Consider the following 26,695-nt stretch of genomic DNA (forward strand, 5'->3'; position numbering starts at 1 on the left):
GCACCACTGCTTCCTATCTTGCCGTTCGCAGTTTAGGACGCCGTACGGGATATCGAACAGAATTGGGGAGTGCGCATGCCGCGTGGACGACGCAGACGCTGGACGTGGGGCCTCGGGGCCGCGGTGGGGTCCCTGCTGGTGGGCGCGGCGGTGCTGCCGTCGTCGGCGGCGCAGGCGGAGGCCACGGCGGGCACCACCGACTACTCCATGACCGTCGACCCCGCCCGCTCGGGCGCGGCCATCGACGACACGATGTACGGCGTCTTCTTCGAGGACATCAACCGGGCCGCCGACGGCGGGCTCTACGCCGAACTCGTCCAGAACCGGTCCTTCGAGTACTCCACCGCCGACAACGGCTCCTACGCCCCGCTGACCGCCTGGAGGACGAGCGGCACGGCGAAGGTCCTCGACGACGACGGACGGCTGAACGCCCGCAACCGCAACTACCTCTCGCTGGCCGCCGGTGCGAGCGCCACCAACTCCGGCTACGGCACCGGCTACACCCTCAAGAAGGGCGCCACGTACGACTTCTCCCTCTGGGCGCGCGGCGACTCCGAACTCACCGTGACCCTCGGCGACGCCGACGGCGCCCTCGCCACGCCCCGCACGATCCGGACACGCGGCGGCTGGGCCCAGTACCGGGCGACGTTCACGCCGAGCGAGGACACCGCGACGGGCCGCCTCGCCGTCGCCACGGCGAAGGACGCCGCGCTCGACATGGTGTCGCTGTTCCCGCGCGACACCTACAAGGGCCGCAAGAACGGCCTGCGCGAGGACCTCGCGCGGAAGGTCGCGGACCTCAAGCCCGGCTTCGTGCGCTTCCCCGGTGGCTGCCTGGTGAACACCGGCTCCATGAAGGGGTACGACGAGGCCTCCGGCTACGAGCGCAAGCGTGCCTACCAGTGGAAGGACACGGTCGGCCCGGTCGAGCAGCGGCCCACCAACGCCAACTTCTGGGGCTACAACCAGAGTTACGGACTCGGCTACTACGAGTACTTCCAGTTCTCCGAGGACATCGGCGCGATGCCGCTGCCCGTCGTCCCCGCCCTCGTCTCCGGCTGCGGCCAGAACAGGGCCACCGACGACGACGCGCTCCTGAAGCGGCACATCCAGGACACGCTCGACCTGATCGAGTTCGCCAACGGCCCCACGGGCAGCAAGTGGGGCAAGCTCCGCGCCGACATGGGTCACCCGAAGCCCTTCCACCTCACACACCTCGCGGTCGGCAACGAGGAGAACCTGCCGAACGAGTACATGGCGCGCTTCAAGCAGTTCCGCGCCGCCATCGAGGCGAAGTACCCGGGCATCACCGTCATCTCCAACTCCGGCCCGGACGACAGTGGTTCGGTCTTCGACACGGCCTGGAAGCTCAACAAGGACGCGAAGGTCGACATGGTCGACGAGCACTACTACAACAGCCCGCAGTGGTTCCTCCAGAACAACGAGCGCTACGACTCCTACGACCGGCAGGGCCCCAAGGTCTTCCTCGGCGAGTACGCCTCGCTCGGCAACCAGTGGACCAACGCCATGTCCGAGGCCGCCTATATGACGGGCCTCGAACGCAACGCGGACGTCGTCAAGCTCGCCTCCTACGCGCCGCTGTTCGCCCGCACCGACACCGTGCAGTGGAAGCCCGACATGATCTGGTTCGACGACCAGAAGTCGTGGGGCTCGGCCGACTACGAGGTGCAGAAGCTCTTCATGCGCAACGTCGGCGACCGGGTGGTTCCGTCCAGTGCCACCGCCACCCCGTCGACCCTGGAGCCGATCACTGGCGCCGTGGGCCTGTCGACCTGGGCCACCAGTGCCGCGTACGACGACGTCAAGGTCACCGACGCCGACGGGAAGACGCTGCTGAGCGACGACTTCAGCGGTGACGCCGCGCAGTGGACCGGCAGCGGCAGGGGGGCGTGGACCGTCCAGGACGGCCAGTACGTGCAGTCCGACGCGGCCGCCGAGAACACCCTGGTCACGGCGGGCGACCCGAGCTGGCAGAACTACGACCTGCACGTGAAGGCCACCAAGAAGTCCGGCAAGGAGGGCTTCCTCGTGGCCTTCGGCGTCAAGGACACCGGGAACTACTACTGGTGGAACCTCGGCGGCTGGAACAACACCCAGTCCGCCGTCGAACAGGCCGTGAACGGCGGCAAGTCGACGCTCGTCGCCAAGGCGGGTTCGATCGAGACCGGCCGCGCCTACGACATCGACATCAAGGTCCGCGGCCGCCAGGTCACCCTGTACCTCGACGGTCAGGAGTGGGGTTCCTTCAAGGACGACAAGCCGGCCGAGCCGTTCCGCCAGGTCGTGACCAAGGACCGGAAGACCGGCGACCTGATCGTCAAGGTCGTCAACGCCCAGGACTCCGCGGCCCGTACGAAGGTCGACCTCGGCGGCGCCGACGTCGCGGACTCGGCGGCGGTGACGACACTGACCGCGGCGCCCGACGCCGAGAACACGGCGACCGAACGGCCCGTGAAGCCGGCGACGTCGACGTTCGACGGCGTCGCCGACCGATTCACGTACACGTTCCCGGGGAACTCGGTGACGTTCCTGAGGCTCAAGAAGGGCTGAGCCCGAGCGGTGCTCAGCCGTTGACGAACCGCATGCTGTTCGCGTCGTAGCGGTCCCCGGCCACCTCGGTGGCGGGGGCCGCCGCGTCGATCGCGGCGAGGTCGTCCGCCGACAGCTCCAGGGTCGCCGCCGCCACGTTCTCCTCCAGGTACTTCTGGCGGCGGGTGCCGGGGATCGGGACCACGTCGTCGCCCTGGTGCTGGACCCAGGCGAGCGCCAACTGGCCCGCCGTGACGCCCTTCCGGTCCGCCAACTCCTCCAGACGGGCGACGATCGCGAGATTGCGCTCCAGGTTGCCGTCCGTGAAGCGCGGCTGGTGGCGGCGCAGGTCGCCCTCCTGGAACTGCTCCGTCGACTTGTAGGCGCCGGTGAGGAAGCCGCGCCCCAGCGGGGAGAACGGGACGAGGCCGATGCCCAGCTCCCGGCACACCGGCAGGATCTCCGCCTCCAGGTCGCGCGTCCACAGCGAGAACTCGCTCTGAAGCGCCGCGATGGGGTGCGTCGCGTACGCCTTGCGCAGCGTGTCCGCGCCCGCCTCCGAGAGGCCGAGGTGGCGCACCTTGCCCTCCTTCACCAGCTCCGCCATCGCGCCCACGGTCTCCTCGATGGGCACGTCCCGGTCGACGCGGTGCAGGTAGTACAGGTCGATGTGGTCGACGCCGAGCCGGCGCAGCGAGGCCTCGCAGGCCTGGCGGACGTAGGCCGCGTCGCCGCGGATCTCGACGGGCTCGCCGAGCTTGTTGGCGAAGCCGAACTTCGTGGCGAGGACGGCCTGTTCGCGGCGGCCCGGTGCGGCGAGGGCGCGGCCGATCAGCTCTTCGTTGTGCCCGGTTCCGTAGAAGTCCGAGGTGTCGAGCAGGGTGACGCCGAGGTCGAGGGCGCGGTGGATCGTGCCGATCGACTGCTCGTCGTCGGACGGTCCGAAGCCGTGGCTCATGCCCATGCAGCCGAGACCCTGCGCGGAGACGGTGAGCGCGCCCAGGCGGCGAGCGGGAAGGTTCGACATGGGTGTGCTGCCTCCAGTTGTGGTGCCGGTGCCGTACGCGCTCGACCGTATGACTTGGAGCGCACTCCAGGGCAAGCGATGCGCCCCCGGGTACGCTGCCCGCGCGCCGGGCACGCCGGCGGGGCGACGAGGGGGAGCGGTCATGAACGCAGCGCGGATCCGGCGCGGAGGGACGGCGGTGCGTGCCGTGCTCGCGGCATCCTTGTTCGCCGTCGCGGGGTGCGGGACGCCCGGCGGGCAGGCGAAGGTCCCGGACGGCCAGTCCCCGGCCCCGTCCAAGGCCGAACAGGCTTCGCTCTCCTGGAAGTTCGAGCACATCGCGGACTTCAACGGCGAGCTGACCGACGTCGCGGTCCTCGCCGAGGACGACATCTGGGCGGCCGGCGCCGAGAACGACGGAAGCTACTCCCCGCTGCTCCTGCACTACGACGGCAAGCGGTGGAGTCGCGAGCCGCTGCCCGACGCGCTCGGTGACGGTGACGGCTACCCACCGATGCTCGAAGAGGTCGGCGACAAGGCCCTGTGGATGCGGTCGAACCCGCGCCGGGGAGGCGTGCCGCAGGCGGACGCTTCGGCGGCCACGTGGGTGCGGTGGGACGGCGCCCGCTGGTCCCCGGTGCCGAACCCGCCGCCAGGAGCGGCCGCCGACCTCGACGCCGCGTCCCCCGACGACATCTGGACGCTCACCGGCGAGCAGACCGCGGCCCACTGGGACGGCACACGGTGGACCACGACCCGCCTCCCGTACAAGGTGGCCGACCTGGCCGTCGCGGGGCCCGACGACGTGTGGGCGGTCGGCAGCCGCTCGACCGGGCCCGGTACCGAGGCGGTGCACGGCGAGGCGTACGCCCAGCCCGCCTCCGCGCACTGGGACGGCACGTCATGGAAGCCGGTGGACACGCCCGGGGCCCGCTTCGAGGAGCCGGTCCCGCCCGAGCCCGGCGCGGGCCTGACCCGGGTCGTCGCCCTCGAAGGCGGCGAGGTGCGCGCCTACGGCATCAACTCCTTCAATCACGGAGAGGTCGAGCCCGAACCGCAGGACGAGTACATCCGGCTGCGCCGTGACGGCGCGAAATGGGTCGACCAGGACCCCGCCCCCGGCCAGTGCGAGCAGCGGCTCCCGGTCGGCCAGGACGAGGGCGGCCTCTTCCTCGACGGCAACTGGTACCTGACCGACGACAACCGCTGCGTGAAGATCGGGCGCCAGCGGCTGCCCCTGTCGACCGGCGCCCGCAAGTCCTCGAACCAGCAGCTGTGGCTGAAGGAGATCCACCGGGTGCCCGGCACCGACGCATGGATCGGTGCCGGAAAGGTGGAGGTCATGCAGAGCGGCGACCCGTTCGGCGCGCCCGTCGTCGTCCGCCTGGAGCGCGGCTGAACCGTGCGCACCGCGACCCACGGCCCTCCCGCGTCGATCACGCGACTCGTTGCATAAACGTGCACCGCGACGTATAGTCATGCCATCAAGGAGGAGGGTTCCATGGCGGTACGCGCAGCAGTGGCGGGAGCGAGTGGATACGCGGGCGGCGAAGTGCTGCGCCTGCTGCTCGCCCACCCCGAGGTGGAGATCGGCGCCCTGACGGGCAACTCGAACGCGGGGCAGCGCCTGGGCGCGCTCCAGCCGCACCTCTTCCCGCTCGCCGACCGAGTCCTCCAGGAGACCACGGCCGACGTGCTCTCCGGGCACGACGTCGTCTTCCTGGCGCTGCCGCACGGGCAGTCCGCCGCCGTCGCCGAGCAGCTCGGCCCGGACGTGCTCGTGGTCGACATGGGCGCCGACTTCCGGCTGAAGGACGCGGGCGACTGGGAGACGTTCTACGGCTCGCCGCACGCCGGTACGTGGCCGTACGGCCTGCCCGAACTGCCCGGTGGCCGTGCCGCCCTTGAGGGGTCCAAGCGCATCGCGGTGCCCGGTTGCTACCCGACGGCCGTCTCGCTCGCCCTCGTCCCCGCGTACGCCGCGGCGCTCGTGGAGAGCGAGGCCGTGATCGTCGCCTCCTCCGGCACCTCCGGAGCGGGCAAGGCGGCCAAGCCGCACCTGCTCGGCAGCGAGGTCATGGGGAACATGTCGCCGTACGGGGTGGGCGGCGGTCACCGGCACACCCCCGAGATGATCCAGAACTTCAGCGCGGCGGCGGGGGAGCGGGTCTCCGTCTCCTTCACGCCGACGCTCGCGCCGATGCCCCGCGGCATCCTCGCCACGTGCAGCGCGAAGGCGAAGCCCGGCGTCACCGCCGACCAGGTGCGCGCGGCGTACGAGAAGGCGTACGGCGACGAGCCGTTCGTCAACCTGCTGCCCGAGGGCCAGTGGCCGCAGACGGCCGCCGTGTACGGGTCGAACGCGGCGCAGATCCAGGTCGCCCACGACGAAGCGGCGGGTCGCGTCATCGTCATCAGCGCGATCGACAACCTGACCAAGGGCACCGCCGGCGGTGCCATTCAATCCATGAACATCGCCCTCGGTCTCGACGAGACCACGGGCCTCTCGACGATCGGAGTCGCGCCGTGAGTGTGACGGCAGCCAAGGGATTCCAGGCCGCGGGCATCGCCGCCGGAATCAAGGACAGCGGGAACCCGGACCTGGCCCTCGTGGTCAACCGCGGCCCCCGCCAGGCGGCCGCGGGCGTGTTCACCTCCAATCGCGTCAAGGCGGCCCCGGTCCTCTGGTCCGAGCAGGTCCTCAAGGGCGGCGCCGTCTCCGCGGTCGTCCTCAACTCCGGTGGCGCCAACGCCTGCACCGGGCCCAAGGGCTTCCAGGACACGCACGCGACGGCCGAGAAGGTCGCCGAGGTGCTGGAGGTGAACGCCGGGGAGGTGGCCGTCGCGTCGACCGGCCTCATCGGCGAGCTGCTGCCCATGGACAAGGTGCTGCCGGGCGTCGACAAGGTCGCCGCCCAGCTCTCCGAGCACGGCGGCGAGAAGGCCGCCATCGCCATCAAGACCACCGACAGCGTGCACAAGACGGCGGTGCACCAGGGCGAGGGCTGGACCGTCGGCGGCATGGCGAAGGGCGCCGGCATGCTGGCCCCCGGCCTCGCCACGATGCTGGTCGTCCTCACCACGGACGCCGACCTCGACAGCGAGGTCCTGGACAAGGCACTGCGCGACGCCACGCGCGTCACGTTCGACCGGGTCGACTCGGACGGCTGCATGTCCACGAACGACACGGTGCTGCTGCTCGCCTCCGGAGCCGCCGAAGTCACGCCGGAGTACGAGGAGTTCGCGAACGCCGTCCGCCTCGTCTGCGACGACCTCGGCCGACAGCTCATCGGCGACGCCGAGGGCGCCAGCAAGGACATCAAGGTCGAGGTCATCAACGCCGCGAGCGAGGACGAGGCCGTCGAGGTGGGCCGCTCCATCGCCCGGAACAACCTCCTCAAGTGCGCCATCCACGGCGAGGACCCCAACTGGGGCCGCGTCCTGTCCGCCATCGGCACCACGAAGGCCACCTTCGAGCCGGACGAGCTGAACGTCGCGATCAACGGCGTGTGGGTCTGCAAGAACGGCGGCGTCGGCGAGGACCGCGACAAGGTCGACATGCGCTACCGGGAGGTCGTCGTCACCGCCGACCTCGCCGCGGGCACCGAGACCGCGACGATCTGGACCAACGACCTGACCGCCGACTACGTCCACGAGAACAGCGCGTACTCCTCATGAGCGAGACGAACGACAGCAAGCAGGCCACCGCGCGGAAGCACACCGCGCTCCCCAAGGCCCAGACGCTCATCGAGGCGCTGCCCTGGCTGACCCGGCACAACGGCAAGACGGTTGTCATCAAGTTCGGCGGCAACGCCATGATCGACGAGGACCTGAAGGCCGCGTTCGCGCAGGACGTCGTCTTCCTGCACCACGCGGGGCTCAAGCCCGTCGTGGTGCACGGCGGCGGCCCGCAGATCAGCAGGGCGCTCGACCGGCACGGCATCGTCAGCGAGTTCAAGGCGGGCCTGCGGGTCACCACCGAGGACGCCATGGACGTCGTACGGATGGTGCTCGCCGGACAGGTGCAGCGCGAGCTCGTCGGCCTGCTCAACCAGCACGGGCCGCTCGCCGTCGGCATCACCGGCGAGGACGCGCACACCATCACCGCCACCAAGCACCAGCCCCGCATCGAGGGCGAGCTGGTCGACATCGGCCGGGTCGGAGAGATCACCGAGATCGACACCGGAGCCATCGAGGCCCTGCTCGCCGACGGCCGGATCCCGGTCGTCTCCTCGATCGCCCGTTCCCAGGACGACTCGCATGTCTACAACGTCAATGCTGATACGGCGGCTGCGGCACTCGCTGCTGCGCTGGACGCCGAGACGCTGATGGTGCTGACCGACGTCGAGGGCCTCTACGAGGACTGGCCCAACTCCGACGAGGTCATCAGCCGGCTCACCGCCACCGAACTAGAGAAGCTGCTCCCGGAGCTGGCGAGCGGCATGGTCCCGAAGATGGAGGGCTGCCTGCACGCCGTGCGCAACGGCGTGCACACCGCCCGCGTCATCGACGGGCGGGTCCAGCACTCGATCCTGCTGGAGATCTTCACCGACGAAGGCATCGGCACGATGGTCATGGCCGACAAAGAGGGCGACGAACAGGGGGAGGACAACTCGTGACCGCTAACCAGGAGTTGACGGAGCGCTGGCAGGGCGCCCTGATGAACAATTACGGCACCCCGAGGCTGCCGCTGGTCAAGGGCGCGGGCGCCAAGCTGTGGGACGCCGAAGGCAAGGAGTACCTGGACTTCGTCGGCGGCATCGCGGTCAATGCCCTTGGCCACGCCCACCCGGCGATCGTCGAGGCCGTCTCCACGCAGATCGCCTCCCTCGGCCACGTCTCGAACCTCTTCGTCGCCGAACCGCCCGTCGCCCTCGCCGAGCGTCTCCTCCAGCTCTTCGGCCGGGACGGCGCGGTCTTCTTCTGCAACTCGGGCGCCGAGGCCAACGAGGGCGCGTTCAAGATCGGCCGGCTCACCGGCCGGACGCACATGGTCGCCACGACCGGCGGCTTCCACGGCCGCACCATGGGCTCCCTCGCGCTGACCGGCCAGCCCGGCAAGCAGGACGGTTTCACGCCGATGCCCGGCGACGTCACGCACGTTCCGTACGGGGACGTGGACGCGCTGCGGGCAGCGGTCACCGAAGAGACGGCCTTCGTCATCATCGAGCCCATCCAGGGCGAGAACGGCGTGGTCGTACCCCCCGCCGGCTACCTCAAGGCGGCCCGCGAGATCACCCGCGCCACCGGCACCCTGCTCGTGCTCGACGAGGTGCAGACCGGCGTCGGCAGGACCGGGCACTGGTTCGCGTACCAGGCGGAGGAGGGCATCGAGCCCGACGTCGTCACGCTCGCCAAGGGCCTCGGCGGTGGCCTCCCGCTCGGCGCCACCGTCGCCTTCGGCGACACGGCGAAGCTCCTGAAGCCCGGCCAGCACGGCACCACCTTCGGCGGCAACCCGGTCGCCTGCGCGGCGGGCCTCGCGGTCCTCGACACCATCGCGGGCGAAGGACTCCTGGAGAACACCAAGGCCGTCGGCGAGCGCCTCAAGGCCGGCGTCGAGGCACTCGGCCACCCGCTGGTCGGCCATGTCCGGGGTGCGGGCCTGCTCCTGGGTATCGTGCTCACCGGGCCGCGCGCACCGCAGGTGCAGCAGGCGGCCCAGGACGCGGGCCTCCTGGTGAACGCGCCCGCACCCGACGTCGTCCGGCTCATGCCGCCGCTGAACCTGAGCGACGCCGAGGCGGACGCGTTCCTCGCGGCGCTGCCCGCCGTACTGGACACGGCCGCCGAGGACGAAGGACGAGCCTGAGGGAATGGGACGACGATGAGCAGCAAAGCGGAGAGAGACGTGGCCGCGGCCACGCGGCTGGCGCACGCCGCGGCGGCCGTGCCGCAGACCCGCGCCGCGCGGCACCGCCGGATAGTGGACATCCTCAACCGTCAACCGGTGCGCTCCCAGAGCCAGTTGGCGAAGCTGCTGTCCGACGACGGCCTCACGGTCACGCAGGCGACGCTCTCCCGCGACCTCGACGAGCTGGGCGCGGTCAAGATCCGCAACACCGGTGGTGAGCTGATCTACGCCGTGCCCAGCGAGGGCGGCTTCCGCACCCCGCAGGCCCCGCTCGGCGAATCGGCCAAGGAGGAGCGGATGCGCCGTCTGGCCGGCGAACTGCTCATCTCGGCGGAGGCCTCGGCGAACCTGGTGGTCCTGCGCACGCCTCCGGGGGCGGCCCAGTTCCTCGCCTCCGCGATCGACCAGGCCGAACTGCACGTCATCCTCGGCACGATCGCGGGCGACGACACGGTGATGCTGATCAGCCGGGACCCGGCGGGCGGCCAGTCCCTGGCGGACCACATGCTCCGCCTGGCGCAGAACGAGCACTGACGCCTCCCGTCCCCACGCCAGAGGGTGGGCACCGGACAAGATCCGGTGCCCACCCTCTGGCGTGTGCGATCAGGCGGCCGAAGCCTTCCGCGCCCGGTACGACATCCATGCCGCGACCAGCGCACCCGACACGTTGTGCCAGACGGAGAAGACCGCGGCGGGCAGTGCGGCCAGCGGGCTGAAGTGCGCCGTGGCCAGGGAGGCCGCGAGGCCGGAGTTCTGCATGCCGACCTCGAAGGCCATGGCGCGCGACGCGGGCTTGCCGAGCCGGCCGAGCTTTCCGGCGCCGTAGCCGAGCGCGAGGCCGAGACCGTTGTGCAACACCACCGCGACCACGACGAGGGCGGCGGCGGACTTGATGGCGTCGGCGCTGCCCGCCACCACCACGGCCACGATCACGGCGATGGTCAGGGCGGACAGCCACGGCAGCACCGTGAGCAGCCGGTCGACGTACCGGCCGAGCACGAGACGCACGACCAGGCCCGCGATCACCGGGAGCAGCACGGTCTTCAGGATGTCCGTCATCATCGACCCGGCGTCCACCGGCAGGTACGCGCCCGCGAGCAGCAGCGTCAGCGGCGGCGTGATGAGCGGGGCGAGCACCGTGGAGACGGTCGCGACGGACACCGACAGGGCGACGTCGCCGCGCGCCAGATAGGTCACGACGTTGGACGCGGTGCCGCTGGGCGCGCAGCCGACGAGGATGACACCGGCCGCCAACTGCGGGGACAGGCCCAGCGCGTGGGCGATGGCCCAGCCGAGCCCCGGCATGATCACGTAGTGCGCGACGAGCCCGAGGCCCACGGCCCACGGCCGCTGCGCGACCCCCTTGAAGTCCGTGAGGGTCATGGTGAGGCCCATGCAGAACATCACGACGCCCAGCAGGTAGGGCACGTTCGTGCCCCAGCCGGCGAAGGTGCCGGGGGACGCGAGGCCCCAGGCGCCCGCTACGAGGACGAGGACGGGGAAGACCGTGACCGCGAGCCGGGCCGCGCGGTCGGTGGCCCCGGTCTCCGCGGCCGCGTCGGTGGTGGGCTCCGCCGCGGGGGAGGCGGGGGACGTCTGTTCGGATTCGCTTCGCACCGGGCGATGCAACGCCTCCGCGGTGAATCCCCGCAACCCCGTCTCGTTATGTGGTCCCTACACGGGAGTCGGTGCCCGTATAGGTGGCCATATCCGTATACGTATCAGTACCGGGTGAGGGCCGTCGCCCCGCCCGTCGTCCCGATCGCGATGTGCGGGGACCGCCCGGGGGCCACCCAGGTCAGGATCTCGCGCATCGCGTCCTTCGGCACGGAGACGCAACCGGCCGTCGCCCCACGCCCGTTGACGTGCAGGAAGATTCCGGCTCCGCGGCCGCGCACGGGGCGGTGGTAGTTGAAGCCGACCACGAGCGCGTGCGCGTACTGCGTCGCGTAGTCGGCGAGGTGCTCGGACTCGGCGGCCCGGCAGTCGCGGGGGCGCGGCTCGGTCCAGCGGTTGTACGAGCGGGAGGCGTTGTCCTGGCACCACCAGGAGTCGCGGTGCACGCGCCGGTACGTCGTCGTGGTGCCCTCGGGCGCCGCCTTGACGCCGAACGCGAAGGGCAGGTCGTAGAGGCCGGTCGGGGTCGTGTTGGTGCTCTGCTTGCGCTTGCTCCCCGCCACGAGCCCTTTCGCCCCGAAGCGCGCGGGCGCCGAACCGGCCTTCATCCAGCGGCCGTCCGCGCCCCGGTCCCACCAGGTGACGGTCCCAGTGGTCGAGGACGTACGGGGCGCCTCGGCGGTGATCAGCTGACGGCCGCCGCCGGTGTCCGCCATCCGGGCGGGCAGCGGGTCGGAGGCGGAGGCGGAGGGGGCCGCCGCGAGGGCGGCACAGGCGGCGACGGCGGTGGCGATACCTGCTCGAATGGGGCGCATGCGTCAGAACGTAGCGGGAGGCAGCGGCAACGGCAGCCCGGGCAGGCCGTCCAGGCTCTCCGCGATGTACTCCTTCTTCTGGAAGTACGCGTCGAGCCCCGCGTCGTCCTCGCGCGCGAAGCGCCTGCCGTGCAGGTCGCGGTCCTCGTCGTACGTCATGAAGGGCACGGCGTAGCCGCAGGTGTCGCGGATGTGCTCGGCGCGCACGACGATGACCGCGCGCAGGCCGTTGCGGGTCGGGTCGATGTCCGGGAAGCGACCGACCAGCTCGGCGAAGCGCGGGTCGTCGCGGAACACGGGCTCGCCGCGGCCGTGCACCCGGACGATGTTCGGCGGGCCCTGGAACGCGCACCACATCAGCGTGATCCGGCCGTTCTCGCGCAGGTGGGCGATGGTCTCCGCATTGGAACCCGCGAAGTCCAGGTAGGCGACGGTCCGTTCGTCGAGCACGGCGAAGGAGCCCTTGAGGCCCTTGGGGGAGAGGTTGACCGTCCCGTCGTCGGAGAGCGGGGCGGTGGCGGTGAAGAAGACCGGCTGCTCCTCGATGAACGTGCGCAGGCGGCCCTCTATGCGTTCATGACTTTTTCCCATACCGGGATGATGCCCGGTTCACGCATCCTTTGTGGTGGCAGTCCGCACCGCGAAATATCCGGCGGCCAACAACAGGACACAGCCCGCCAGTTGGAGCGGTGCCGGGCGTTCGCCGAGGACGAGGGCCCCGCAGACGAGCGCGCCGACCGGGGTGAGCAGGAGCAGCACGGCGCCGACATGGCTCGCCAGGTGCGGGGAGTGCACGGCGACGAGCAGCCACCCGATCACGCCGCTCGTCAGCGAGGCCCCGGCCAGCCACCCGACGGCGGCCCACCCCGGCGCGAACTCGACACCGGACCACAGGGCTCCGGCCCCCAGCGAGACGACGGCCGCGGACGCGGTGACGACCAGATACGTCTGCCGCACCTGCCCGGAGAGCCCGCCGCGCCGCAGCAGGAAGAGGAACCCCGAGTAGCAGAGCGCGGCGAGCAGCGCGTGCACGGTGCCCAGGAGCGGCTCGGCGCCGACCGCGTCGGAGAACACGCCGCCGGTCAGCGCGACGCCGACGACGAGCGGCGGCAGCCACAGCAGGAAGCGCCGCGTGACCCGCTCGCCGTCCACCAGCCACGCGAGCAGCGGCACGAGCACCACCTGGACATTGACCAGGACCGTGGACAGGCCGGCCCCGACCTCCCCGATGGCCGCCGTCCACAGCAGCATGTCGCCCGCGAACAGCGCTCCCGCCAGCGCCGCGAGCGCGAGACGGCGGGCGCCCGGCGCCCCCTCCCTGCGCCGCTCCGGCGCGCACAGCAGCGCGAGCAGCGGCAGGGCCAGCGCGCAGCGCAGATACGAGGCCGTGCCCGGCGAGGTGCCGGAGAGGTCGATGAGGACGGGGGCGAGGGAGAGCGAGAGTCCGCCGACACCCATGCCGATGAGGGCGCGGGTGCGCGTCGGGAGGGCAGGCCGCGTGATCATGACATCGCCGGGTACCCCGCGTCCGAACGGTCATGCGCGGGTTCCGGTGCGGCGGCCCCGAACGGGTGACCCGGGCGCGATTGACGAAACATACGGGACCCTGCATAATCATGCACAGCTTGAAACGACCGGCACAACGCACCGGCATTCAGATCCACCGGCCCGAGGAGCAGAGCACGTGAGCAGCAACACCGGCGATGTCCGCCTCTGGGGCGGCCGGTTCGCCGACGGCCCGGCCGAGGCCCTGGCGAAACTCTCCGCCTCCGTCCACTTCGACTGGCGCCTCGCCCCGTACGACATCGCGGGTTCCCGTGCCCACGCGCGCGTGCTGAACAAGGCGGGACTGCTCACCGAGGACGAGCTGGCCCGCATGATCGCCGGCCTCGACCAGCTGGAGACGGACGTCGCGGACGGCTCCTTCGTCGGCACGATCGCCGACGAGGACGTGCACACGGCCCTGGAGCGCGGCCTCCTCGAGCGTCTCGGTGTGGACCTCGGCGGCAAGCTGCGCGCGGGCCGCTCCCGGAACGACCAGGTGGCGACGCTCTTCCGGATGTACCTGCGGGACGAGGCCCGGGTCATCGGCGGCCTGATCGCCGACCTCCAGGAGGCCCTCGTCGGCCTCGCCGAGGCGCACCCGGCCGTCGCGATGCCCGGTCGTACGCACCTTCAGCACGCCCAGCCCGTGCTCTTCGCCCACCACGTCCTGGCGCACGTCCAGGCACTGTCCCGGGACGCGGAGCGGCTGCGCCAGTGGGACGAGCGGACGGCCGTCTCGCCGTACGGCTCCGGCGCCCTGGCCGGCAGCAGCCTCGGCCTCGACCCGGAGGCGGTGGCGCGCGACCTCGGCTTCGAGCACGGCAGCTCGGCCAACTCCATCGATGGCACGGCTTCCCGTGACTTCGTCGCCGAGTTCACCTTCATCACCGCGATGATCGGCGTGAACATCTCGCGGATCGCCGAGGAGATCATCCTGTGGAACACGAAGGAGTTCTCCTTCGTCACGCTCCACGACGCCTTCTCCACCGGCTCGTCGATCATGCCGCAGAAGAAGAACCCGGACATCGCGGAGCTGGCGCGCGGCAAGTCGGGCCGCCTCATCGGCAACCTCACGGGCCTGATGGCGACGCTCAAGGCGCTCCCGCTCGCGTACAACCGTGACCTCCAGGAGGACAAGGAGCCGGTCTTCGACTCCTGCGACCAGCTGCGCCTTCTGCTCCCGGCGTTCACCGGCATGATGGCGACGCTCACGGTCAACCGGGAGCGCATGGAGGAGCTGGCCCCGGCCGGTTTCTCGCTCGCCACGGACATCGCCGAGTGGCTGGTCAAGCAGGGCGTGCCGTTCCGCGTGGCGCACGATGTCGCGGGCGAGTGCGTCAAGGTCGCGGAGTCCGAGGGCAAGGAGCTCGACGACCTCACCGACGAGCAGTTCGCCAAGATCTCCGAGCACCTCAGCCCCGAGGTCCGCACGGTGCTCAACGTTCCGGGCGCCCTGGCCTCCCGCTCCGGCCGCGGTGGCACGGCGCCGAGCGCGGTCGCCGTCCAGCTCGCCGAGGTCAAGCGGGACCTGACGGTGCAGCGCACCTGGGCCGACGCGAAGAAGTGACCCCGTAGGTACCCGGTAGGTACCGAACAGGGCCCGGTTCGTCCATCCGTGGACGGCCGGGCCCTTCGGTGTGCGTACGTCGTGCGTGGGTCGAGCGCGGGCGGAGCGTCAGCGGCGGGCCCGGGCCCCGCCTCCGTAGCTCGACAGGTCGAGCAGCAGGCCGAAGACGATCACGACCCAGCCGATCCCGCGGACGCCGACCACGGGCGCGTACGCGATGACGTAGCCCAGGGTGGTCCAGGGCAGCAGGATCAGGCCGATGAGCGGCAGCAGAACGCCGTTGAAGGCGCGGTCCACAAGGTTGGTGAACAGCCACGTGATCACCAGGGCCACGCGCGGCCCGATGGCGGCCATCGCCGCGAAGATGCAGCACCCCATGCCGGTACCTCCCGAGAGTCGGACGTCCCGACAGTCGTAGCACCGCGTGAGAAGGGCGACCACTGGAGACGCCCCCGCCTCGCGTGAGACATTCATGTCTCACTTGATGTACTCTCGTCTCATGCCAGTCGATCGCGCCCAGGTACTGCACAGCGCCGCCGCCCTGCTGACCCGCAAATCCACGGCCACCATGGACGAGGTGGCGCGGGCCGCCGGCATCAGCCGCGCGACCCTGCACCGCCAGTTCGCGGGCCGGGACGCGCTGGTCCGCGCGCTGGAGGAGCTCGGCATCGCCGAGTGTGAATCGGCGCTCGACCGGGCCGGGCCCGACGAGGGGCCGGCCGCGGACGCGCTGCGCGCCCTCGTCCGCGAGCTGGAGCCCGCGGCGCCACTGCTCGCCTTCCTCGTCACGGAGAACCAGCTGTTCGAGGGCGAGCAGCAGCACGAGGGCTGGGCCCGCCTCGACTCCCGCATCGAAGCGCTGTTCCGGCGCGGCCAGGAGACGGGCGAGTTCCGGATCGACCTGACACCCGCCTGGCTGACCGAGGCGCTCTACGGGCTCATCGGCAGCGGCGCCTGGGCGGTACAGGACGGCCGCGTCGCGGCCAAGGACTTCCAATTCATGATCGTCGAGCTGCTGCTCGGCGGCGCACTACGGAGAGTGGAACCATGACCAGCACACCACAGCGCACCCCTGCGGCGGAGGTGGTGGAGTCCCGTCCCGCGCGGTGGCTCGCCCTCTCCGTCCTCGTGCTGGCCGTGCTGCTCGTCGCCGTCGACGCGACCGTCCTCGGCCTCGCGACCCCGTACATCAGCGAGGACCTGAAGCCCTCCGGCACCCAGCTGCTCTGGATCGGCGACGTCTACTCGTTCGTCATCGCCGGACTGCTCGTCTCGATGGGCAGCCTCGGCGACCGCATCGGCCGCAAGAAGCTGCTCCTCGTGGGAGCGGTCGCCTTCGGCGCGGTCTCCGTGCTCAACGCGTACGCCACGACGCCTGAGCTGATGATCCTGGCGCGCGCCCTGCTGGGTGTCGCGGGCGCGACCCTGATGCCCTCCACGCTGGCCCTGATCCGCAACATCTTCCACGACCCGCGCGAGCGTTCGCTGGCCATCGGCATCTGGGGTGCCATGGCCTCGGCGGGCGCAGCGGTCGGCCCGGTCGTCGGCGGATTCCTGCTCGAGCACTTCTGGTGGGGCTCGGTCTTCCTGATCAACCTGCCCGTGATGGCGATCCTGGTGATCGTCGGCGCGAAGCTCATCCCCGAGTCGAAGAACCCGGTGCCGGGCCCCTGGGACCTGCTGAGCGTGGTGCTGTCCCTCGTCGGCATGATCGGTGTCGTCTACGCGGTGAAGGAAGCGGCGGCGCACGGCTTCGGTGCCGGGGTGGCGGTGTCGGCGGTGCTCGGTGTGGCGGCGCTCGTGTGGTTCGTGCGGCGTCAGCTCTCGCTCCGGGAGCCCCTGTTGGACATGCGGCTGTTCCACAACCGCGGGTTCTCGGGCGCGGTCCTGGCCGACCTCCTGACGATTCTCGGCCTCGCGGGTCTGGTCTTCTTCCTCTCCCAGTTCCTGCAACTGGTGCAGGGGCGGGCGCCGTTCGAGGCGGGGCTCGCCGAACTCCCGGCCGCGGTGGGCGCGGTGGTGGCGGGTCTGATCGCCGGTACGGTGGCGCGGCGCTTCTCGGTGCGTGCCGTGGTCGCGGGCGGGCTCGCGGCGGTGGGCCTGGCCCTCGCCGCGCTCACCACGCTGAGCCAGTCGACCGGTTATCCACTCCTCGGCGCGGTGCTGCTCGTCGTCGGCGTCGGCGCGGGCTTCTCGTTCACGGTGACGGCCGACGTGATCCTCTCCAGCGTGCCCAAGGAACAGGCGGGTGCGGCGTCGGCGGTGTCCGAGACGGCGTACGAGCTCGGTACGGCGCTGGGTATCGCGCTGCTCGGCTCGATCGTGACCGGGGTCTACTCCGGGTTCACGGTTCCGGCGGGGACGCCGGAGGACGTGGCCGTGGCGGCGCATGACTCGCTCGGTGGGGCGGTCGAGGTGGCGGGCGGCCTGCCGGCGGGGCAGGCGGATGCGCTTCTCGCGGGGGCGCGGTCGGCCTTCGTGGACGGTCTTCAGGTCGCGGCGGGCGTCGGAGCGGTGGTGCTTCTGGCGACGTCGGTGGCGGCGTGGTTCCTGCTGCGCGGCCAGCGCCTGGAACAGTGACCCGTCCCCCGGCCACGGGGCTCCGCCCCGGACCCCGCGCCTCAATCGCCGGCGGGGCTTGATTCGGCCGACCGAGCCTTGGGCAATCTGCCGCCTTGGGCGGCAGGGTGGGCAAGGCGGCCCCCGGCCCCGGCGCAGCAAAAAACCCGGTCGACCGAGACACTCGGTCGGCCGGGTCCACGGCACCCGCCGAAAGGCTTACGCCGCCTTCGCCTTCGAGGCGTACATGTCCACGTACTCCTGGCCGGAGAGCCGCATGACCTCGGTCATGACCGAGTCCGTCACGGCCCGCAGCACATACCGGTCGCGCCCCATCCCGTCGTAGCGGGAGAACTCCATCGGCTCACCGAACCGCACCGTCACCTTGCCGGGACGCGGAATCCCCGCACCCCCCGGCTGCAACTTGTCGGTGCCGATCATCGCGAAGGGAACGACGGGCGCACCCGTCATCAGCGTCAGCCGGGCGATACCGGTCCGGCCGCGGTACAGGCGGCCGTCGGGGGAGCGCGTGCCCTCGGGGTAGATCCCGAAGATGTTGCCCTCTTCCAGGATGCGGCGGCCGGTCATCAGCGCGGCCACACCGCCGTTGGCCCCGTCGCGGTCGACCGGGATCATGCCGACCCCGGTGAAGAACCACGCCATGAGGCGGCCCTTGAGGGACTTGCCGGTGACGTACTCGTCCTTGCCGATGAAGAAGACCTGCCGGTCACAGACGAGCGGCAGGAGCATCGAGTCGATGAACGTCAGGTGGTTGCCCGCCAGAATGACGGGACCGTTCCCCGGAATCTTCTCTGCGCCTTCCACACGTAGGCGGAACATCAGGCGCATGATCGGACCGAGCACTGCCTTGATGAGCGCGAAGCGGGACAACGAGCCCTCCGATGTCAAGGAATGAATGGTGGTGAACACCTGGATTGGACTGAGGAGTCTGTGCAGGTGAGGACGATACTCGCGCACGAGTACCCGTTGCACATCGGGTTCACGGACTGGATACGCGGAGTTGACCGAAGTTTGCGCCCCGTTGATGTGTGTGCAACGCCCGGACGCCACGCCGCATCACCCTGACGTTCCGCCCGGGGTCTCCCACTCGTCACTTCCCCACCCCTACGATCGGTCTCGCTTTGACAGGTGCAAGGCAGTACTTGGTGGGAGGAGTTCTTCATGGGGAACAAGGGGAACGAGAAGTCGCAGGCCGCACAGGGGGCGCGGCAGCCACAGGGCATGGCGGCGCTCGGCCGCCGCTCGCTGCTCGGCGCGGCGGTCCTCGGCGCGAGCGCGACGGCACTCGGGGCGGCCGGAACGGCGAGAGCCGCCGAGAGAGAAAGTGGCGCGAATAACATGAACAAGGGCCTCGCGGGCCTCCCCGTGCCCACGGTCATCGCGCACCGCGGCACCAGCGGCTACCGGCCGGAGCACACCCTCGGCTCGTACCAGCTCGCGCTCGACATGGGCGCGCACATCATCGAGGCTGGCGACCTCTGTCCGACCAAGGACGGCCATCTCGTATGCCGTCACGAACCGGAGATCGGCGGCACGACGAATGTGTCGGACCACCCCGAGTTCGCCGACCGCAAGAAGACGAAGAGCCTCGACGGGGTGGCCACCACCGGCTGGTTCACCGAGGACTTCACGCTCGCCGAGCTGAAGACGCTGCGCGCCAAGGAGCGCATCCCGGGCACCCGCCAGCACAACACGATCTACGACGGCCGCTGGGAGATCCCCACCTTCGAGGAGGTGCTTCGCTGGCGCGCCGAGCAGAGCAAGAAGCTCGGCCGCGAGGTCTGGATCTACCCGGAGCTCAAGCACCCCACCTACTTCCGCAAGCAGAACCTCGCCCTGGAGGAGCGCCTCGCCAAGGTGCTGCGCGCCCACGGACTGCACCGGAAGAACTCGCCCGTCATCATCCAGTCCTTCGAGCCGACGAGCATCCAGCGCATGAACAAGCTGGTCGACAACCCGCTCGCGGTCCTGCTGTCCACGGCGAAGTCCCGGCCGTACGACTTCGTGGACAGCGGCGACCCGCGCACCGTCGCCGACCTGATCACGCCCAAGGGCCTCGCGGAGATCGCGTCGTACGCGAACGGCATCGGCCCGACGCTCGACCTGATCATCCCGAAGGACGCGAACGGCAAGCTGCTCGAACCCACCACCCTGGTGAGGGACGCGCACAAGGCGGGTCTCGTCCTGCACCCGTACACGATGCGCAACGAGAACACCTTCCTGCCGGCCGACTTCAAGAAGGGCACGGACCCGAACGCGTACGGCGACGCGTTCGGCGCGTTCAAGGCGTACTACGGGACCGGCATCGACGGCATCTTCTCGGACAACTGCGACACGGCGCTCCTCGCCCGCGAGGACTTCGTCAACGGGTGACCCCGGCACGCCGGTTGGAGTGAGACGAGGCCGCCCCGGCAACCGGCCCCCGGGGCGGCCTCGTCGCGCAAGGCATGACGTACGACACCGTGATCGCGTCCCTGCGCCCGCTCCTCGCCGCCGAGGTCCGCGCGGAGCTCCCGGGCGCCGCCGTCGACCCCGGCGACCTCGAACAGGCCGTCTGGGTCCGCCTCCTGGAACGCCTGCGCACCCAGGGGCCGCCCGCGGACCCCGCCGCGTGGCTGCGCGAAGCGGTCGGCGCCGAGGCCCGGCTCCAGCGGAGCGCGGCGCTGCGCGAGCAGCCGTACGGGCTGACGGCCGCCGCCGATCCGGCCGCCGTGGACCCGGAGCGCCGCGCGCTCACCCACGAACGCGACCGGGCACTGCGCCGTGCGGTGAGCCGGCTGCCGGGGCGCTGCCCGCGCCTCATCGGCGCCCTGCTGTCCCCGCAGGACCTCACTTACCGTGAGATCGCGGGCGAGTTGGGTATCTCACAGGGCAGCCTTGGGCCGGAACGTTCCAGATGTCTGGGTTGCCTGCGCAGAATCCTGCCCTCCGAGGTTGCGCCCAGGGCCCGCCGGGGAAAAGGGTGAAGGACAACCGGCGAACAGGTGAGCGGGAGGCATGCACACATGGGCATGAGCGTGACCATCTCTGCGGCGACCGAAGCGGATGCCGAGCAGATTCTGAAGCTCCAGTACCTCTGCTACCAGAGCGAGGCGCAGCTCTACGGGGACTACACGATCGAGCCGCTCACACAGTCCCTGGACTCCGTGAGGGCCGAACTCACCAGCGGCACCGTGCTCGTGGCACGCCTCGGCGACGAGGTCGTCGCGTCGGTGCGCGGCACGGTCGACGCCGACGGCACGGCGCACATCAACAAGCTGATCGTCCATCCGCGCATGCAGCGCCACGGCCTGGGCGGCCGGCTGCTCTCGGCGGTGGAGGCCGAGCTGGGCGCGGCGGGCACGGCCAAGCGCTTCCAGCTGTTCACCGGCCACCGCAGCGACCACAACCTGCGCCTGTACCGCCAGCACGGCTACGCGCCCGTGTCGACCGAGCGGGTCGACGAGAGGCTCACCGTGGTGACGCTCGCCAAGGACACCGAGGCGAACGCCTTTGCGGCGAGCGCCTAGAGGGCCCTGCCGGTCAGCTCTCCGGCTGCTGCCGTTGCAGCACACCCTTGCGCAGCCAGTACATCGCGCTCAGCGGCAGCAGTACGGGGATGAACAGATAGCCGACCCCGAAGTCCGACCACACGGTCGCGTCCGGGAACGCGGACGGCTCCACCAGCGTCCACGTACCGACGATCAGCACGCCCGCGAGCTCCAGGCCGCAGCACACGAAAGCGGCCCGTCGGGCCGTGTCCCCGCCGCGCACCAGCGAGTACGTGATGAAGGCGTACACGAGCCCCGCCACCGCCGACAGCGAGTACGCCAGCGGCGCTTTGTCGAACTCGGTGGAGATCTGCACGGCCGACCGCGACACGGCACCGACGACCATCACGCCGTACAGCCACACCAGCAGCATGCCGGGCCCGCTGATGAGGCGGCGCCGCTTCTTCTCGGCCTTCGCCGAGGCCTTCGCGGCGGCCTTCGAGGTGTCCTTCGAGGTGTCCTTCTCTTCAGCGGTCACAGCCACCTCAGCCTCCCCAGATGTCAAAGAGCCGTACTTCGAGCACGGCCAGCACGACGCCGCCCGCGGCGACCGTGATCGAGCCCCAGCGGGTGCGTTCGGCGAGCGACATGAAGCCCGCCGCCGGAACGCAGGCGAACGCCCCGATCAGATACGCGACGAAGATCGTCGTGCCCTGGTCCGGCTTCTCGCCCCGCGCGAGCTGCACGATCCCGACCACCAGCTGCACCAGCGCGAGCACCGACACCACGGCCATGCCGATGAAGTGCCAGTCCTTGGTGGGCTGGTCGCGATACGCGGCGAAACCGCACCAGGCCGCGAGCGCCAGCGCGGCGAGACCCGTCACCAGGGTCAGGACATCAAGCATGGCCGTGAGCCTATTACGGGCCAAAAGACCCGATGCGCTCGACCCCGGTGTCACGTTTAGCCTTGGGACATATGAAGATCACCGCTGACGCCCTGCTGTTCGACAACGACGGAACCCTGCTCTCGTCGATGGAGTCGGTGTACCGCTGCTGGACCCGCTGGGCCGAGGAGTACGGGATCACCGCCGAGGCCTTCGCCGCCGTCGAACTGCACGGCCGCCCCGCCGCCGAAATCGCCGCCGACCTGCTGCCCGCCGACAAGGTCGCGGACGCCGTCAGGCGCATCGAGGAGCTGGAGGTCGAGGACGTGCCCAACGGAGGCACCCACGTCCTGCCCGGCACCCTCGACCTGCTCACCTCGCTGCCCGACGAGAACTGGGCCGTCGTCACCTCCGCCACCCGCCGCCTCGCCGAGGCCCGGCTCGCGGCCGTCGGGATCAGGACGCCGCTGCTGATCGCCGCGGACGACATCACGCACGGCAAGCCGAACCCCGAGCCGTTCCTGCTCGCCGCCGGGAAGCTGGGCGTGGACCCGGAGCGCTGCGTCGTCTTCGAGGACGCCCCGGCCGGTCTCACCGCGGGCCGCGTGGGCGGCATGAGGACCGTGGCGTTGACCACAACGCACGAGGCGGACGAGCTCTCCGCCGATGTCGTGGTGAAGGACCTCTCCGCGGTGTCCGCGCAGGTCACGGACGCGGGCGTGGAGATCACGGCCGCCCCCTGAGGGCAAGTGGAACACCGGCCCCCGCTGTCCGAATAGCGGACAGCGGGGGCCGTCCGCGTCCTCACGTCTGCTTTACTTGCCGACATGACCACGACGAGCAGCCGCACCCTTGCGACCGAGGCGACCATGACGCCCGGTGCTGCTTGTATGTGTCGAATGTGCGCCTTCTGAGGGCCCCCACATCGCCTGTTCTCGCGCCCCGAAGCGAGACCCGCGCGCCCTGTTCCGTAGGGAGTGACTCCGCAGGGAGAAACAGTCCGCCTACGTGACCGGGCCTGCCCCGCGCACAGCTTCTCCTCACGGGTTCATCCGCCTCTGCGAGACCTGTCGCGCGCCCGGAAACGAGCCAAGTTCCCGAACGAATGCCCCGTGCCCGGTGCCACCCGCGCCGCGCACTCGACAGCTACGGAAACCCACGTGATCACCACCAAGGGCCTCACCAAGGTCTACCGCTCGCGCGGCCGCGAGGTCACCGCCCTCGACGGCGTCGATCTCCACGTGCGCGAAGGCGAGGTGTACGGCGTCATCGGACAGTCCGGCGCCGGCAAGTCCTCGCTGATCCGCTGCGTGAACCTCCTGGAGCGTCCGACCTCCGGCACCGTGACCGTCGCAGGACAGGACCTCACCGCCCTCGTCGGCCGCGGCTCGCGCGCCGGCAAGGAGCTGCGCGAGGGGCGCAGCCGTATCGGCATGGTCTTCCAGCACTTCAACCTGCTGTCCTCGCGCACCGTGCAGGACAACATCGAGCTGCCGCTCGAAATCCTCGGCAAGTCGGGGAAGGAACGTTCCACCAAGGCGCTGGAACTGCTCGACCTGGTCGGCCTCGCCGACAAGGCCAAGTCCTACCCGGCCCAGCTCTCCGGCGGTCAGAAGCAGCGCGTCGGCATCGCCCGCGCGCTCGCCGGCGACCCGAAGGTGCTGCTCTCCGACGAGGCCACCAGCGCCCTCGACCCGGAGACCACCCGCTCGATCCTCCAGCTCCTTCGCGACCTCAACCGGCAGCTCGGCCTCACCGTGCTGCTCATCACGCACGAGATGGACGTCGTCAAGACCGTCTGCGACTCCGCCGCCCTCATGGAGCGCGGCCGGATCGTCGAGTCCGGCACCGTCAGCGAGCTCCTCGCGACGCCCGGCTCCGAGCTCGCCTCCGCGCTCTTCCCGGTCAGCGGCGAGGCCTCCGGCGACGACCGCACCGTCATCGACGTCACCTTCCACGGCGAGTCGACGACCCAGCCGGTCATCTCGCAGCTCTCCCGCACCTACAACGTCGACATCTCGATCCTCGGCGCCGCGATGGACACCGTCGCGGGCAAGCAGGTCGGCCGCATGCGCATCGAACTGCCCGGCCGCTACGACGACAACGTCGTGCCCATCGGCTTCCTGCGCGAACAGGGCCTCCAGGTCGACGTCCAGGGCACCGCGCCCGCCGCTCTGCTGAAGGAAGGTGTCACCAAGTGACCTGGTCGGAGATGCAGCCGCTGCTGTCCCAGGCGTGTTGGGACACCCTTTACATGGTCGGCTGGTCCACGCTGATCGCGATCGTCTTCGGGCTGCCGCTCGGCGTCCTGCTCGTCCTCACGGACCGCGGCGGACTGTTGCAGAACACGTTCGTGAACAAGGTCATCGGGCAGATCGTGAACATCGTCCGCTCGATGCCCTTCATCATCCTGATGGTCGCCCTCATGGGCTTCACGCGCGCCGTCGTCGGCACCACCATCGGCCGCGAGGCCGCCATCGTGCCGCTCGCCATCGGCGCCATCCCGTTCTTCGCGCGGCTCGTCGAGACGTCCGTGCGCGAGGTCGACGGTGGCCTGATCGAGGCCGTGCAGTCGATGGGCGGCAACACCTGGACCGTCGTGCGCAAGGTCCTCGTGCCGGAGTCGCTGCCCTCGCTGATCTCGGCGACCACCACGACGATCGTCGCGCTCATCGGCTACTCGGCCATGGCCGGAACGGTCGGCGCGGGCGGCCTCGGCGACATCGCGATCCGCTACGGCTACCAGCGCTTCGAGGCCAACCTGATGTGGATCACGGTGGCGATCCTCGCCGTCGTCATCTCGCTCATCCAGTTCGCCGGCGACAGCGGCGCACGCGTCCTGCACCGCCGCGCGGGCAAGGGCGGCGACCCGATCCGCTTCAACCTGTTCGCCGGTCGTACGGCCGCCACCGCCACCAAGACCGGCTGAATCCCGTTCTCCCCGCCCCTCAATGGGGTCTCCCCTGCTCGAGGTTGTTCGAGAGCTTGGGGAAGGGTTGCACCACTGATGGAAAGGCACTTTTCGTGCGTAACACCACCAAGATCACCGCAGCTGTCCTCGCCACCGGCGCCCTCACCCTGGGTCTGACGGCCTGTGGATCCGGCAACGACGACGCTGGCTCCAAGGCCAAGGCCTCCGACCCGTTGGTCGTCGCCGCGACTCCCGTCCCGCACGCCGAGATCCTCAACTTCATCAAGAAGGACCTGGCGAAGAAGGAAGGCCTCAAGCTCGAGGTCAAGGAGTTCACCGACTACGTCACGCCGAACAACGCCACCGAGGACGGTTCGGTCGACGCCAACTACTTCCAGACCACGCCCTACCTGGAAGACTTCAACAAGAAGAACGGCACGCACCTCAAGTCGGTCGCCACCGTCCACCTGGAGCCGCTCGGCCTCTACTCGCAGAAGGCCAAGAAGCTCGACGGCCTCAAGAAGGGCGGCACCGTCGCCCTTCCGAACGACGCCGACAACGAGAGCCGCGCCCTGCGCTTCCTCGCCGCCAACGACCTCATCACCCTCAAGAAGGGCTCCGAGGCCGCCGCGACGCCGCAGGACATCGCGAAGAACCCGAAGGACCTCCAGTTCAAGGAGGTCGAGGCCGCCCAGACGCCGCGTTCCCTCAAGGACGTCGACGCCGCGGTGATCAACGGCAACTACGCCATCGGTGCCGACCTCAACCCGGCCAAGGACGCGCTCGCCCTGGAGTCCACCAAGAACAACGAGTACAACAACGTGCTCGCCATCAAGGACGGCAACCAGGACGACCCGCGCGTGAAGAAGCTCGCGAAGCTCCTGACGTCGCCCGAGGTGAAGAAGTTCATCGAGGACAAGTACAAGGGTTCGGTGCTCCCCTCCTTCTGATGCCGATTCCCTTGAAGTCCACGATTCCCGCCGCCGTGATCGCCGGGGCACTCGTCCTCGGCCTCACGGCCTGCGGCAGCGACAAGGCGGACGCGAGCGAGAAGCTGGTCGTCGGGGCCACCCCGACCCCGGCAGGCGAAGTCCTCACGTACGTACAGAAGAACCTGGCCAAGAAGGCCGGACTCGACCTGGAGATCAAGGAGTTCACGGACTACGTCCTGCCGAACACCGCGCTCCAGCAGGGCGAGCTCGACGCCAACCTGTTCCAGCACACGCCGTACCTGAAGGACTTCAACAAGTCCAAGGGCACGACGCTCACGCCGGTCACGCAGGTGTACCTGCCGCCGCTCGGCTTCTACTCCAAGAAGACGAAGGACGTCACGAAGTTGCGCGACGGGGCGACCGTCGCGCTGCCGAACGACATCACCAACGAGGGCAGGGCGCTCGAACTCCTCGCCTCCCAGGGTGTGATCGGCCTCAAGAAGGGCGCCGGTCTGAACGCGACGCCCAAGGACGTCGCGAAGAACCCCAAGGGGCTGAAGTTCAAGGAGCTCGAAGCGGCCCAGCTGCCGCGCTCGTTGGACGACGTCGACGTGGCCGCCGTCAACAACAACTTCGCGATGGACGCGGGACTGAACCCCAAGAAGGACGCCATCCTTCTGGAGTCCGTCAAGGACAACCCGTACAACAACATCCTCGCCGTGAAGAAGGGCGAGGAGGACGACCCCCGGGTCAAGAAGCTGGCGAAGCTGCTGACTTCACCCGAGGTCAAGAAGTTCATCGAGACCAAGTACAAGGGTTCGGTGCTCCCCGTCTGAGGGGCCCGTCCGACGCACGCCCCTGGGGGCCGCACCTGGCAACAGGGGCGGCCCCCATGTGCAGTTACGTGCCTTCATGCTGCATGCTGGGCAGTTCACGAGGCCGACGCGAAGGTAGAAGGCCGACG

Annotated in this window: 27 protein-coding genes; 18 read left to right on the top strand and 9 right to left on the bottom strand. The window is 70.1% G+C overall.

Annotated elements, in window-relative coordinates:
* The first annotated feature begins 75 nt into the window (after positions 1-75).
* Complete coding sequence (locus tag ACNYS0_RS32465; protein ID WP_422478681.1) at positions 76-2,571, top strand: alpha-L-arabinofuranosidase C-terminal domain-containing protein; 2,496 nt, start codon at positions 76-78, stop codon at positions 2,569-2,571.
* A gap of 13 nt (positions 2,572-2,584) precedes the next feature.
* Here ACNYS0_RS32465 and ACNYS0_RS32470 read toward each other — a convergent pair whose 3' ends face one another.
* Complete coding sequence (locus tag ACNYS0_RS32470; RefSeq protein WP_422478683.1) at positions 2,585-3,577, bottom strand: aldo/keto reductase; 993 nt, start codon at positions 3,575-3,577, stop codon at positions 2,585-2,587.
* Between the two features lie 142 nt (positions 3,578-3,719).
* Between ACNYS0_RS32470 and ACNYS0_RS32475 the strand changes: the two genes are divergently transcribed.
* The 6 genes from ACNYS0_RS32475 to ACNYS0_RS32500 all read left to right on the top strand — a co-directional run bounded on the left by ACNYS0_RS32475 (position 3,720) and on the right by ACNYS0_RS32500 (position 9,944).
* The gene (locus ACNYS0_RS32475) at positions 3,720-4,955 is read left to right on the top strand and encodes a hypothetical protein (protein WP_422478685.1); all 1,236 of its coding nucleotides are present in this window, start codon (positions 3,720-3,722) and stop codon (positions 4,953-4,955) included.
* A 102-nt stretch (positions 4,956-5,057) separates the two neighbouring features.
* A complete protein-coding gene (gene argC / locus ACNYS0_RS32480; RefSeq protein WP_422478687.1) occupies positions 5,058-6,086 on the top strand; it encodes an N-acetyl-gamma-glutamyl-phosphate reductase in 1,029 nt (342 codons plus the stop codon).
* Positions 6,083-7,234, top strand: a complete 1,152-nt coding sequence (gene argJ / locus ACNYS0_RS32485) for a bifunctional glutamate N-acetyltransferase/amino-acid acetyltransferase ArgJ (RefSeq protein WP_422478689.1) — start codon at positions 6,083-6,085, stop codon at positions 7,232-7,234. The genes argC and argJ overlap by 4 nt, the downstream gene beginning before the upstream one ends.
* A complete protein-coding gene (gene argB, locus ACNYS0_RS32490) occupies positions 7,231-8,175 on the top strand; it encodes an acetylglutamate kinase (RefSeq protein ID WP_385759788.1) in 945 nt (314 codons plus the stop codon). Before argJ ends, argB begins: the two co-directional genes overlap by 4 nt.
* Positions 8,172-9,368: an acetylornithine transaminase gene (locus ACNYS0_RS32495; protein ID WP_422478692.1), complete on the top strand. Its 1,197-nt coding sequence runs from the start codon at positions 8,172-8,174 to the stop codon at positions 9,366-9,368. Before argB ends, ACNYS0_RS32495 begins: the two co-directional genes overlap by 4 nt.
* Before the next feature lie 15 nt (positions 9,369-9,383).
* Positions 9,384-9,944, top strand: a complete 561-nt coding sequence (locus ACNYS0_RS32500) for an arginine repressor (protein WP_422406183.1) — start codon at positions 9,384-9,386, stop codon at positions 9,942-9,944.
* Positions 9,945-10,013: 69 nt separating this feature from the next.
* Here ACNYS0_RS32500 and ACNYS0_RS32505 read toward each other — a convergent pair whose 3' ends face one another.
* The 4 genes from ACNYS0_RS32505 to ACNYS0_RS32520 all read right to left on the bottom strand — a co-directional run bounded on the left by ACNYS0_RS32505 (position 10,014) and on the right by ACNYS0_RS32520 (position 13,348).
* On the bottom strand, positions 10,014-11,027 hold the full coding sequence (locus tag ACNYS0_RS32505) for a bile acid:sodium symporter family protein (RefSeq protein WP_422478694.1): 1,014 nt from the start codon (positions 11,025-11,027) through the stop codon (positions 10,014-10,016).
* A gap of 104 nt (positions 11,028-11,131) precedes the next feature.
* Positions 11,132-11,833 carry a L,D-transpeptidase family protein gene (locus ACNYS0_RS32510; protein ID WP_422482838.1) on the bottom strand — a complete coding sequence of 234 codons (702 nt, stop codon included), beginning with the start codon at positions 11,831-11,833 and terminating at the stop codon, positions 11,132-11,134.
* Between the two features lie 12 nt (positions 11,834-11,845).
* Positions 11,846-12,433, bottom strand: a complete 588-nt coding sequence (locus ACNYS0_RS32515; RefSeq protein ID WP_422478696.1) for a pyridoxamine 5'-phosphate oxidase family protein — start codon at positions 12,431-12,433, stop codon at positions 11,846-11,848.
* Positions 12,434-12,451: 18 nt separating this feature from the next.
* A complete protein-coding gene (locus tag ACNYS0_RS32520) occupies positions 12,452-13,348 on the bottom strand; it encodes a DMT family transporter (RefSeq protein ID WP_422478698.1) in 897 nt (298 codons plus the stop codon).
* A 178-nt stretch (positions 13,349-13,526) separates the two neighbouring features.
* On the opposite strand from ACNYS0_RS32520, the gene argH reads away from it, so the two are divergent.
* The gene (gene argH, locus ACNYS0_RS32525; protein WP_422478700.1) at positions 13,527-14,954 is read left to right on the top strand and encodes an argininosuccinate lyase; all 1,428 of its coding nucleotides are present in this window, start codon (positions 13,527-13,529) and stop codon (positions 14,952-14,954) included.
* Between the two features lie 108 nt (positions 14,955-15,062).
* On the opposite strand, the gene ACNYS0_RS32530 is transcribed toward argH, so the two are convergent.
* Positions 15,063-15,332, bottom strand: coding sequence for a hypothetical protein (locus tag ACNYS0_RS32530; RefSeq protein ID WP_385759817.1), 270 nt, complete (start codon positions 15,330-15,332; stop codon positions 15,063-15,065).
* 121 nt (positions 15,333-15,453) lie between these two features.
* Here ACNYS0_RS32530 and ACNYS0_RS32535 point away from each other — a divergent pair, with 121 nt between their 5' ends.
* Together ACNYS0_RS32535 and ACNYS0_RS32540 are read left to right on the top strand one after the other, a co-directional pair.
* On the top strand, positions 15,454-16,005 hold the full coding sequence (locus ACNYS0_RS32535; protein ID WP_422478702.1) for a TetR/AcrR family transcriptional regulator: 552 nt from the start codon (positions 15,454-15,456) through the stop codon (positions 16,003-16,005).
* On the top strand, positions 16,002-17,534 hold the full coding sequence (locus ACNYS0_RS32540) for an MFS transporter (protein WP_422478704.1): 1,533 nt from the start codon (positions 16,002-16,004) through the stop codon (positions 17,532-17,534). The genes ACNYS0_RS32535 and ACNYS0_RS32540 overlap by 4 nt, the downstream gene beginning before the upstream one ends.
* A 198-nt stretch (positions 17,535-17,732) precedes the next feature.
* Here the strand turns inward: ACNYS0_RS32540 and ACNYS0_RS32545 are convergent, their stop codons facing one another.
* Positions 17,733-18,422: a lysophospholipid acyltransferase family protein gene (locus ACNYS0_RS32545; RefSeq protein WP_327664252.1), complete on the bottom strand. Its 690-nt coding sequence runs from the start codon at positions 18,420-18,422 to the stop codon at positions 17,733-17,735.
* 333 nt (positions 18,423-18,755) lie between these two features.
* Between ACNYS0_RS32545 and ACNYS0_RS32550 the strand changes: the two genes are divergently transcribed.
* The 3 genes from ACNYS0_RS32550 to ACNYS0_RS32560 all read left to right on the top strand — a co-directional run bounded on the left by ACNYS0_RS32550 (position 18,756) and on the right by ACNYS0_RS32560 (position 21,043).
* Entirely contained in the window at positions 18,756-19,907 is a 1,152-nt protein-coding gene (locus tag ACNYS0_RS32550; protein ID WP_422482839.1) for a glycerophosphodiester phosphodiesterase, read from the top strand.
* Between the two features lie 74 nt (positions 19,908-19,981).
* Complete coding sequence (locus ACNYS0_RS32555; RefSeq protein WP_422478706.1) at positions 19,982-20,500, top strand: sigma-70 family RNA polymerase sigma factor; 519 nt, start codon at positions 19,982-19,984, stop codon at positions 20,498-20,500.
* Between the two features lie 39 nt (positions 20,501-20,539).
* Positions 20,540-21,043 (top strand): GNAT family N-acetyltransferase, encoded by a 504-nt coding sequence (locus ACNYS0_RS32560; RefSeq protein ID WP_422478708.1) that lies wholly within the window; start codon positions 20,540-20,542, stop codon positions 21,041-21,043.
* A gap of 13 nt (positions 21,044-21,056) precedes the next feature.
* On the opposite strand, the gene ACNYS0_RS32565 is transcribed toward ACNYS0_RS32560, so the two are convergent.
* Entirely contained in the window at positions 21,057-21,437 is a 381-nt protein-coding gene (locus ACNYS0_RS32565; RefSeq protein WP_422482840.1) for a hypothetical protein, read from the bottom strand.
* A gap of 112 nt (positions 21,438-21,549) precedes the next feature.
* Positions 21,550-21,909, bottom strand: a complete 360-nt coding sequence (locus tag ACNYS0_RS32570; protein WP_422430053.1) for a hypothetical protein — start codon at positions 21,907-21,909, stop codon at positions 21,550-21,552.
* 71 nt (positions 21,910-21,980) lie between these two features.
* On the opposite strand from ACNYS0_RS32570, the gene ACNYS0_RS32575 reads away from it, so the two are divergent.
* The 5 genes from ACNYS0_RS32575 to ACNYS0_RS32595 all read left to right on the top strand — a co-directional run bounded on the left by ACNYS0_RS32575 (position 21,981) and on the right by ACNYS0_RS32595 (position 26,567).
* Positions 21,981-22,631 (top strand): HAD-IA family hydrolase, encoded by a 651-nt coding sequence (locus ACNYS0_RS32575; protein ID WP_422478710.1) that lies wholly within the window; start codon positions 21,981-21,983, stop codon positions 22,629-22,631.
* A gap of 417 nt (positions 22,632-23,048) precedes the next feature.
* The gene (locus ACNYS0_RS32580; RefSeq protein ID WP_422478712.1) at positions 23,049-24,089 is read left to right on the top strand and encodes a methionine ABC transporter ATP-binding protein; all 1,041 of its coding nucleotides are present in this window, start codon (positions 23,049-23,051) and stop codon (positions 24,087-24,089) included.
* The gene (locus ACNYS0_RS32585) at positions 24,086-24,817 is read left to right on the top strand and encodes a methionine ABC transporter permease (RefSeq protein ID WP_422478714.1); all 732 of its coding nucleotides are present in this window, start codon (positions 24,086-24,088) and stop codon (positions 24,815-24,817) included. The genes ACNYS0_RS32580 and ACNYS0_RS32585 overlap by 4 nt, the downstream gene beginning before the upstream one ends.
* Before the next feature lie 95 nt (positions 24,818-24,912).
* Entirely contained in the window at positions 24,913-25,749 is an 837-nt protein-coding gene (locus ACNYS0_RS32590) for a MetQ/NlpA family ABC transporter substrate-binding protein (protein ID WP_422478716.1), read from the top strand.
* Positions 25,749-26,567, top strand: a complete 819-nt coding sequence (locus ACNYS0_RS32595) for a MetQ/NlpA family ABC transporter substrate-binding protein (RefSeq protein WP_422478718.1) — start codon at positions 25,749-25,751, stop codon at positions 26,565-26,567. The genes ACNYS0_RS32590 and ACNYS0_RS32595 overlap by 1 nt, the downstream gene beginning before the upstream one ends.
* Positions 26,568-26,695 lie beyond the last annotated feature (128 nt).

It is taken from the genome of Streptomyces anthophorae (assembly GCF_049310305.1).
In the GTDB taxonomy this organism is placed as follows: Bacteria; Actinomycetota; Actinomycetes; order Streptomycetales; family Streptomycetaceae; genus Streptomyces.

Coding starts and splice junctions, on each gene's coding strand:
- ACNYS0_RS32535 (WP_422478702.1), top strand. CDS start 15,454: ATGCCAGTCGATCGCGCCCAGGTACTGCACAGCGCCGCCGCCCTGCTG.
- argB (WP_385759788.1), top strand. CDS start 7,231: ATGAGCGAGACGAACGACAGCAAGCAGGCCACCGCGCGGAAGCACACC.
- ACNYS0_RS32555 (WP_422478706.1), top strand. CDS start 19,982: ATGACGTACGACACCGTGATCGCGTCCCTGCGCCCGCTCCTCGCCGCC.
- ACNYS0_RS32575 (WP_422478710.1), top strand. CDS start 21,981: ATGAAGATCACCGCTGACGCCCTGCTGTTCGACAACGACGGAACCCTG.
- ACNYS0_RS32595 (WP_422478718.1), top strand. CDS start 25,749: ATGCCGATTCCCTTGAAGTCCACGATTCCCGCCGCCGTGATCGCCGGG.
- ACNYS0_RS32515 (WP_422478696.1), bottom strand. CDS start 12,433: ATGGGAAAAAGTCATGAACGCATAGAGGGCCGCCTGCGCACGTTCATC.
- ACNYS0_RS32465 (WP_422478681.1), top strand. CDS start 76: ATGCCGCGTGGACGACGCAGACGCTGGACGTGGGGCCTCGGGGCCGCG.
- ACNYS0_RS32560 (WP_422478708.1), top strand. CDS start 20,540: ATGGGCATGAGCGTGACCATCTCTGCGGCGACCGAAGCGGATGCCGAG.
- ACNYS0_RS32470 (WP_422478683.1), bottom strand. CDS start 3,577: ATGTCGAACCTTCCCGCTCGCCGCCTGGGCGCGCTCACCGTCTCCGCG.
- ACNYS0_RS32520 (WP_422478698.1), bottom strand. CDS start 13,348: ATGATCACGCGGCCTGCCCTCCCGACGCGCACCCGCGCCCTCATCGGC.
- ACNYS0_RS32530 (WP_385759817.1), bottom strand. CDS start 15,332: ATGGGGTGCTGCATCTTCGCGGCGATGGCCGCCATCGGGCCGCGCGTG.
- ACNYS0_RS32475 (WP_422478685.1), top strand. CDS start 3,720: ATGAACGCAGCGCGGATCCGGCGCGGAGGGACGGCGGTGCGTGCCGTG.
- ACNYS0_RS32550 (WP_422482839.1), top strand. CDS start 18,756: ATGGCGGCGCTCGGCCGCCGCTCGCTGCTCGGCGCGGCGGTCCTCGGC.
- ACNYS0_RS32570 (WP_422430053.1), bottom strand. CDS start 21,909: ATGCTTGATGTCCTGACCCTGGTGACGGGTCTCGCCGCGCTGGCGCTC.
- argC (WP_422478687.1), top strand. CDS start 5,058: ATGGCGGTACGCGCAGCAGTGGCGGGAGCGAGTGGATACGCGGGCGGC.
- ACNYS0_RS32500 (WP_422406183.1), top strand. CDS start 9,384: ATGAGCAGCAAAGCGGAGAGAGACGTGGCCGCGGCCACGCGGCTGGCG.
- ACNYS0_RS32565 (WP_422482840.1), bottom strand. CDS start 21,437: ATGCTGCTGGTGTGGCTGTACGGCGTGATGGTCGTCGGTGCCGTGTCG.
- ACNYS0_RS32540 (WP_422478704.1), top strand. CDS start 16,002: ATGACCAGCACACCACAGCGCACCCCTGCGGCGGAGGTGGTGGAGTCC.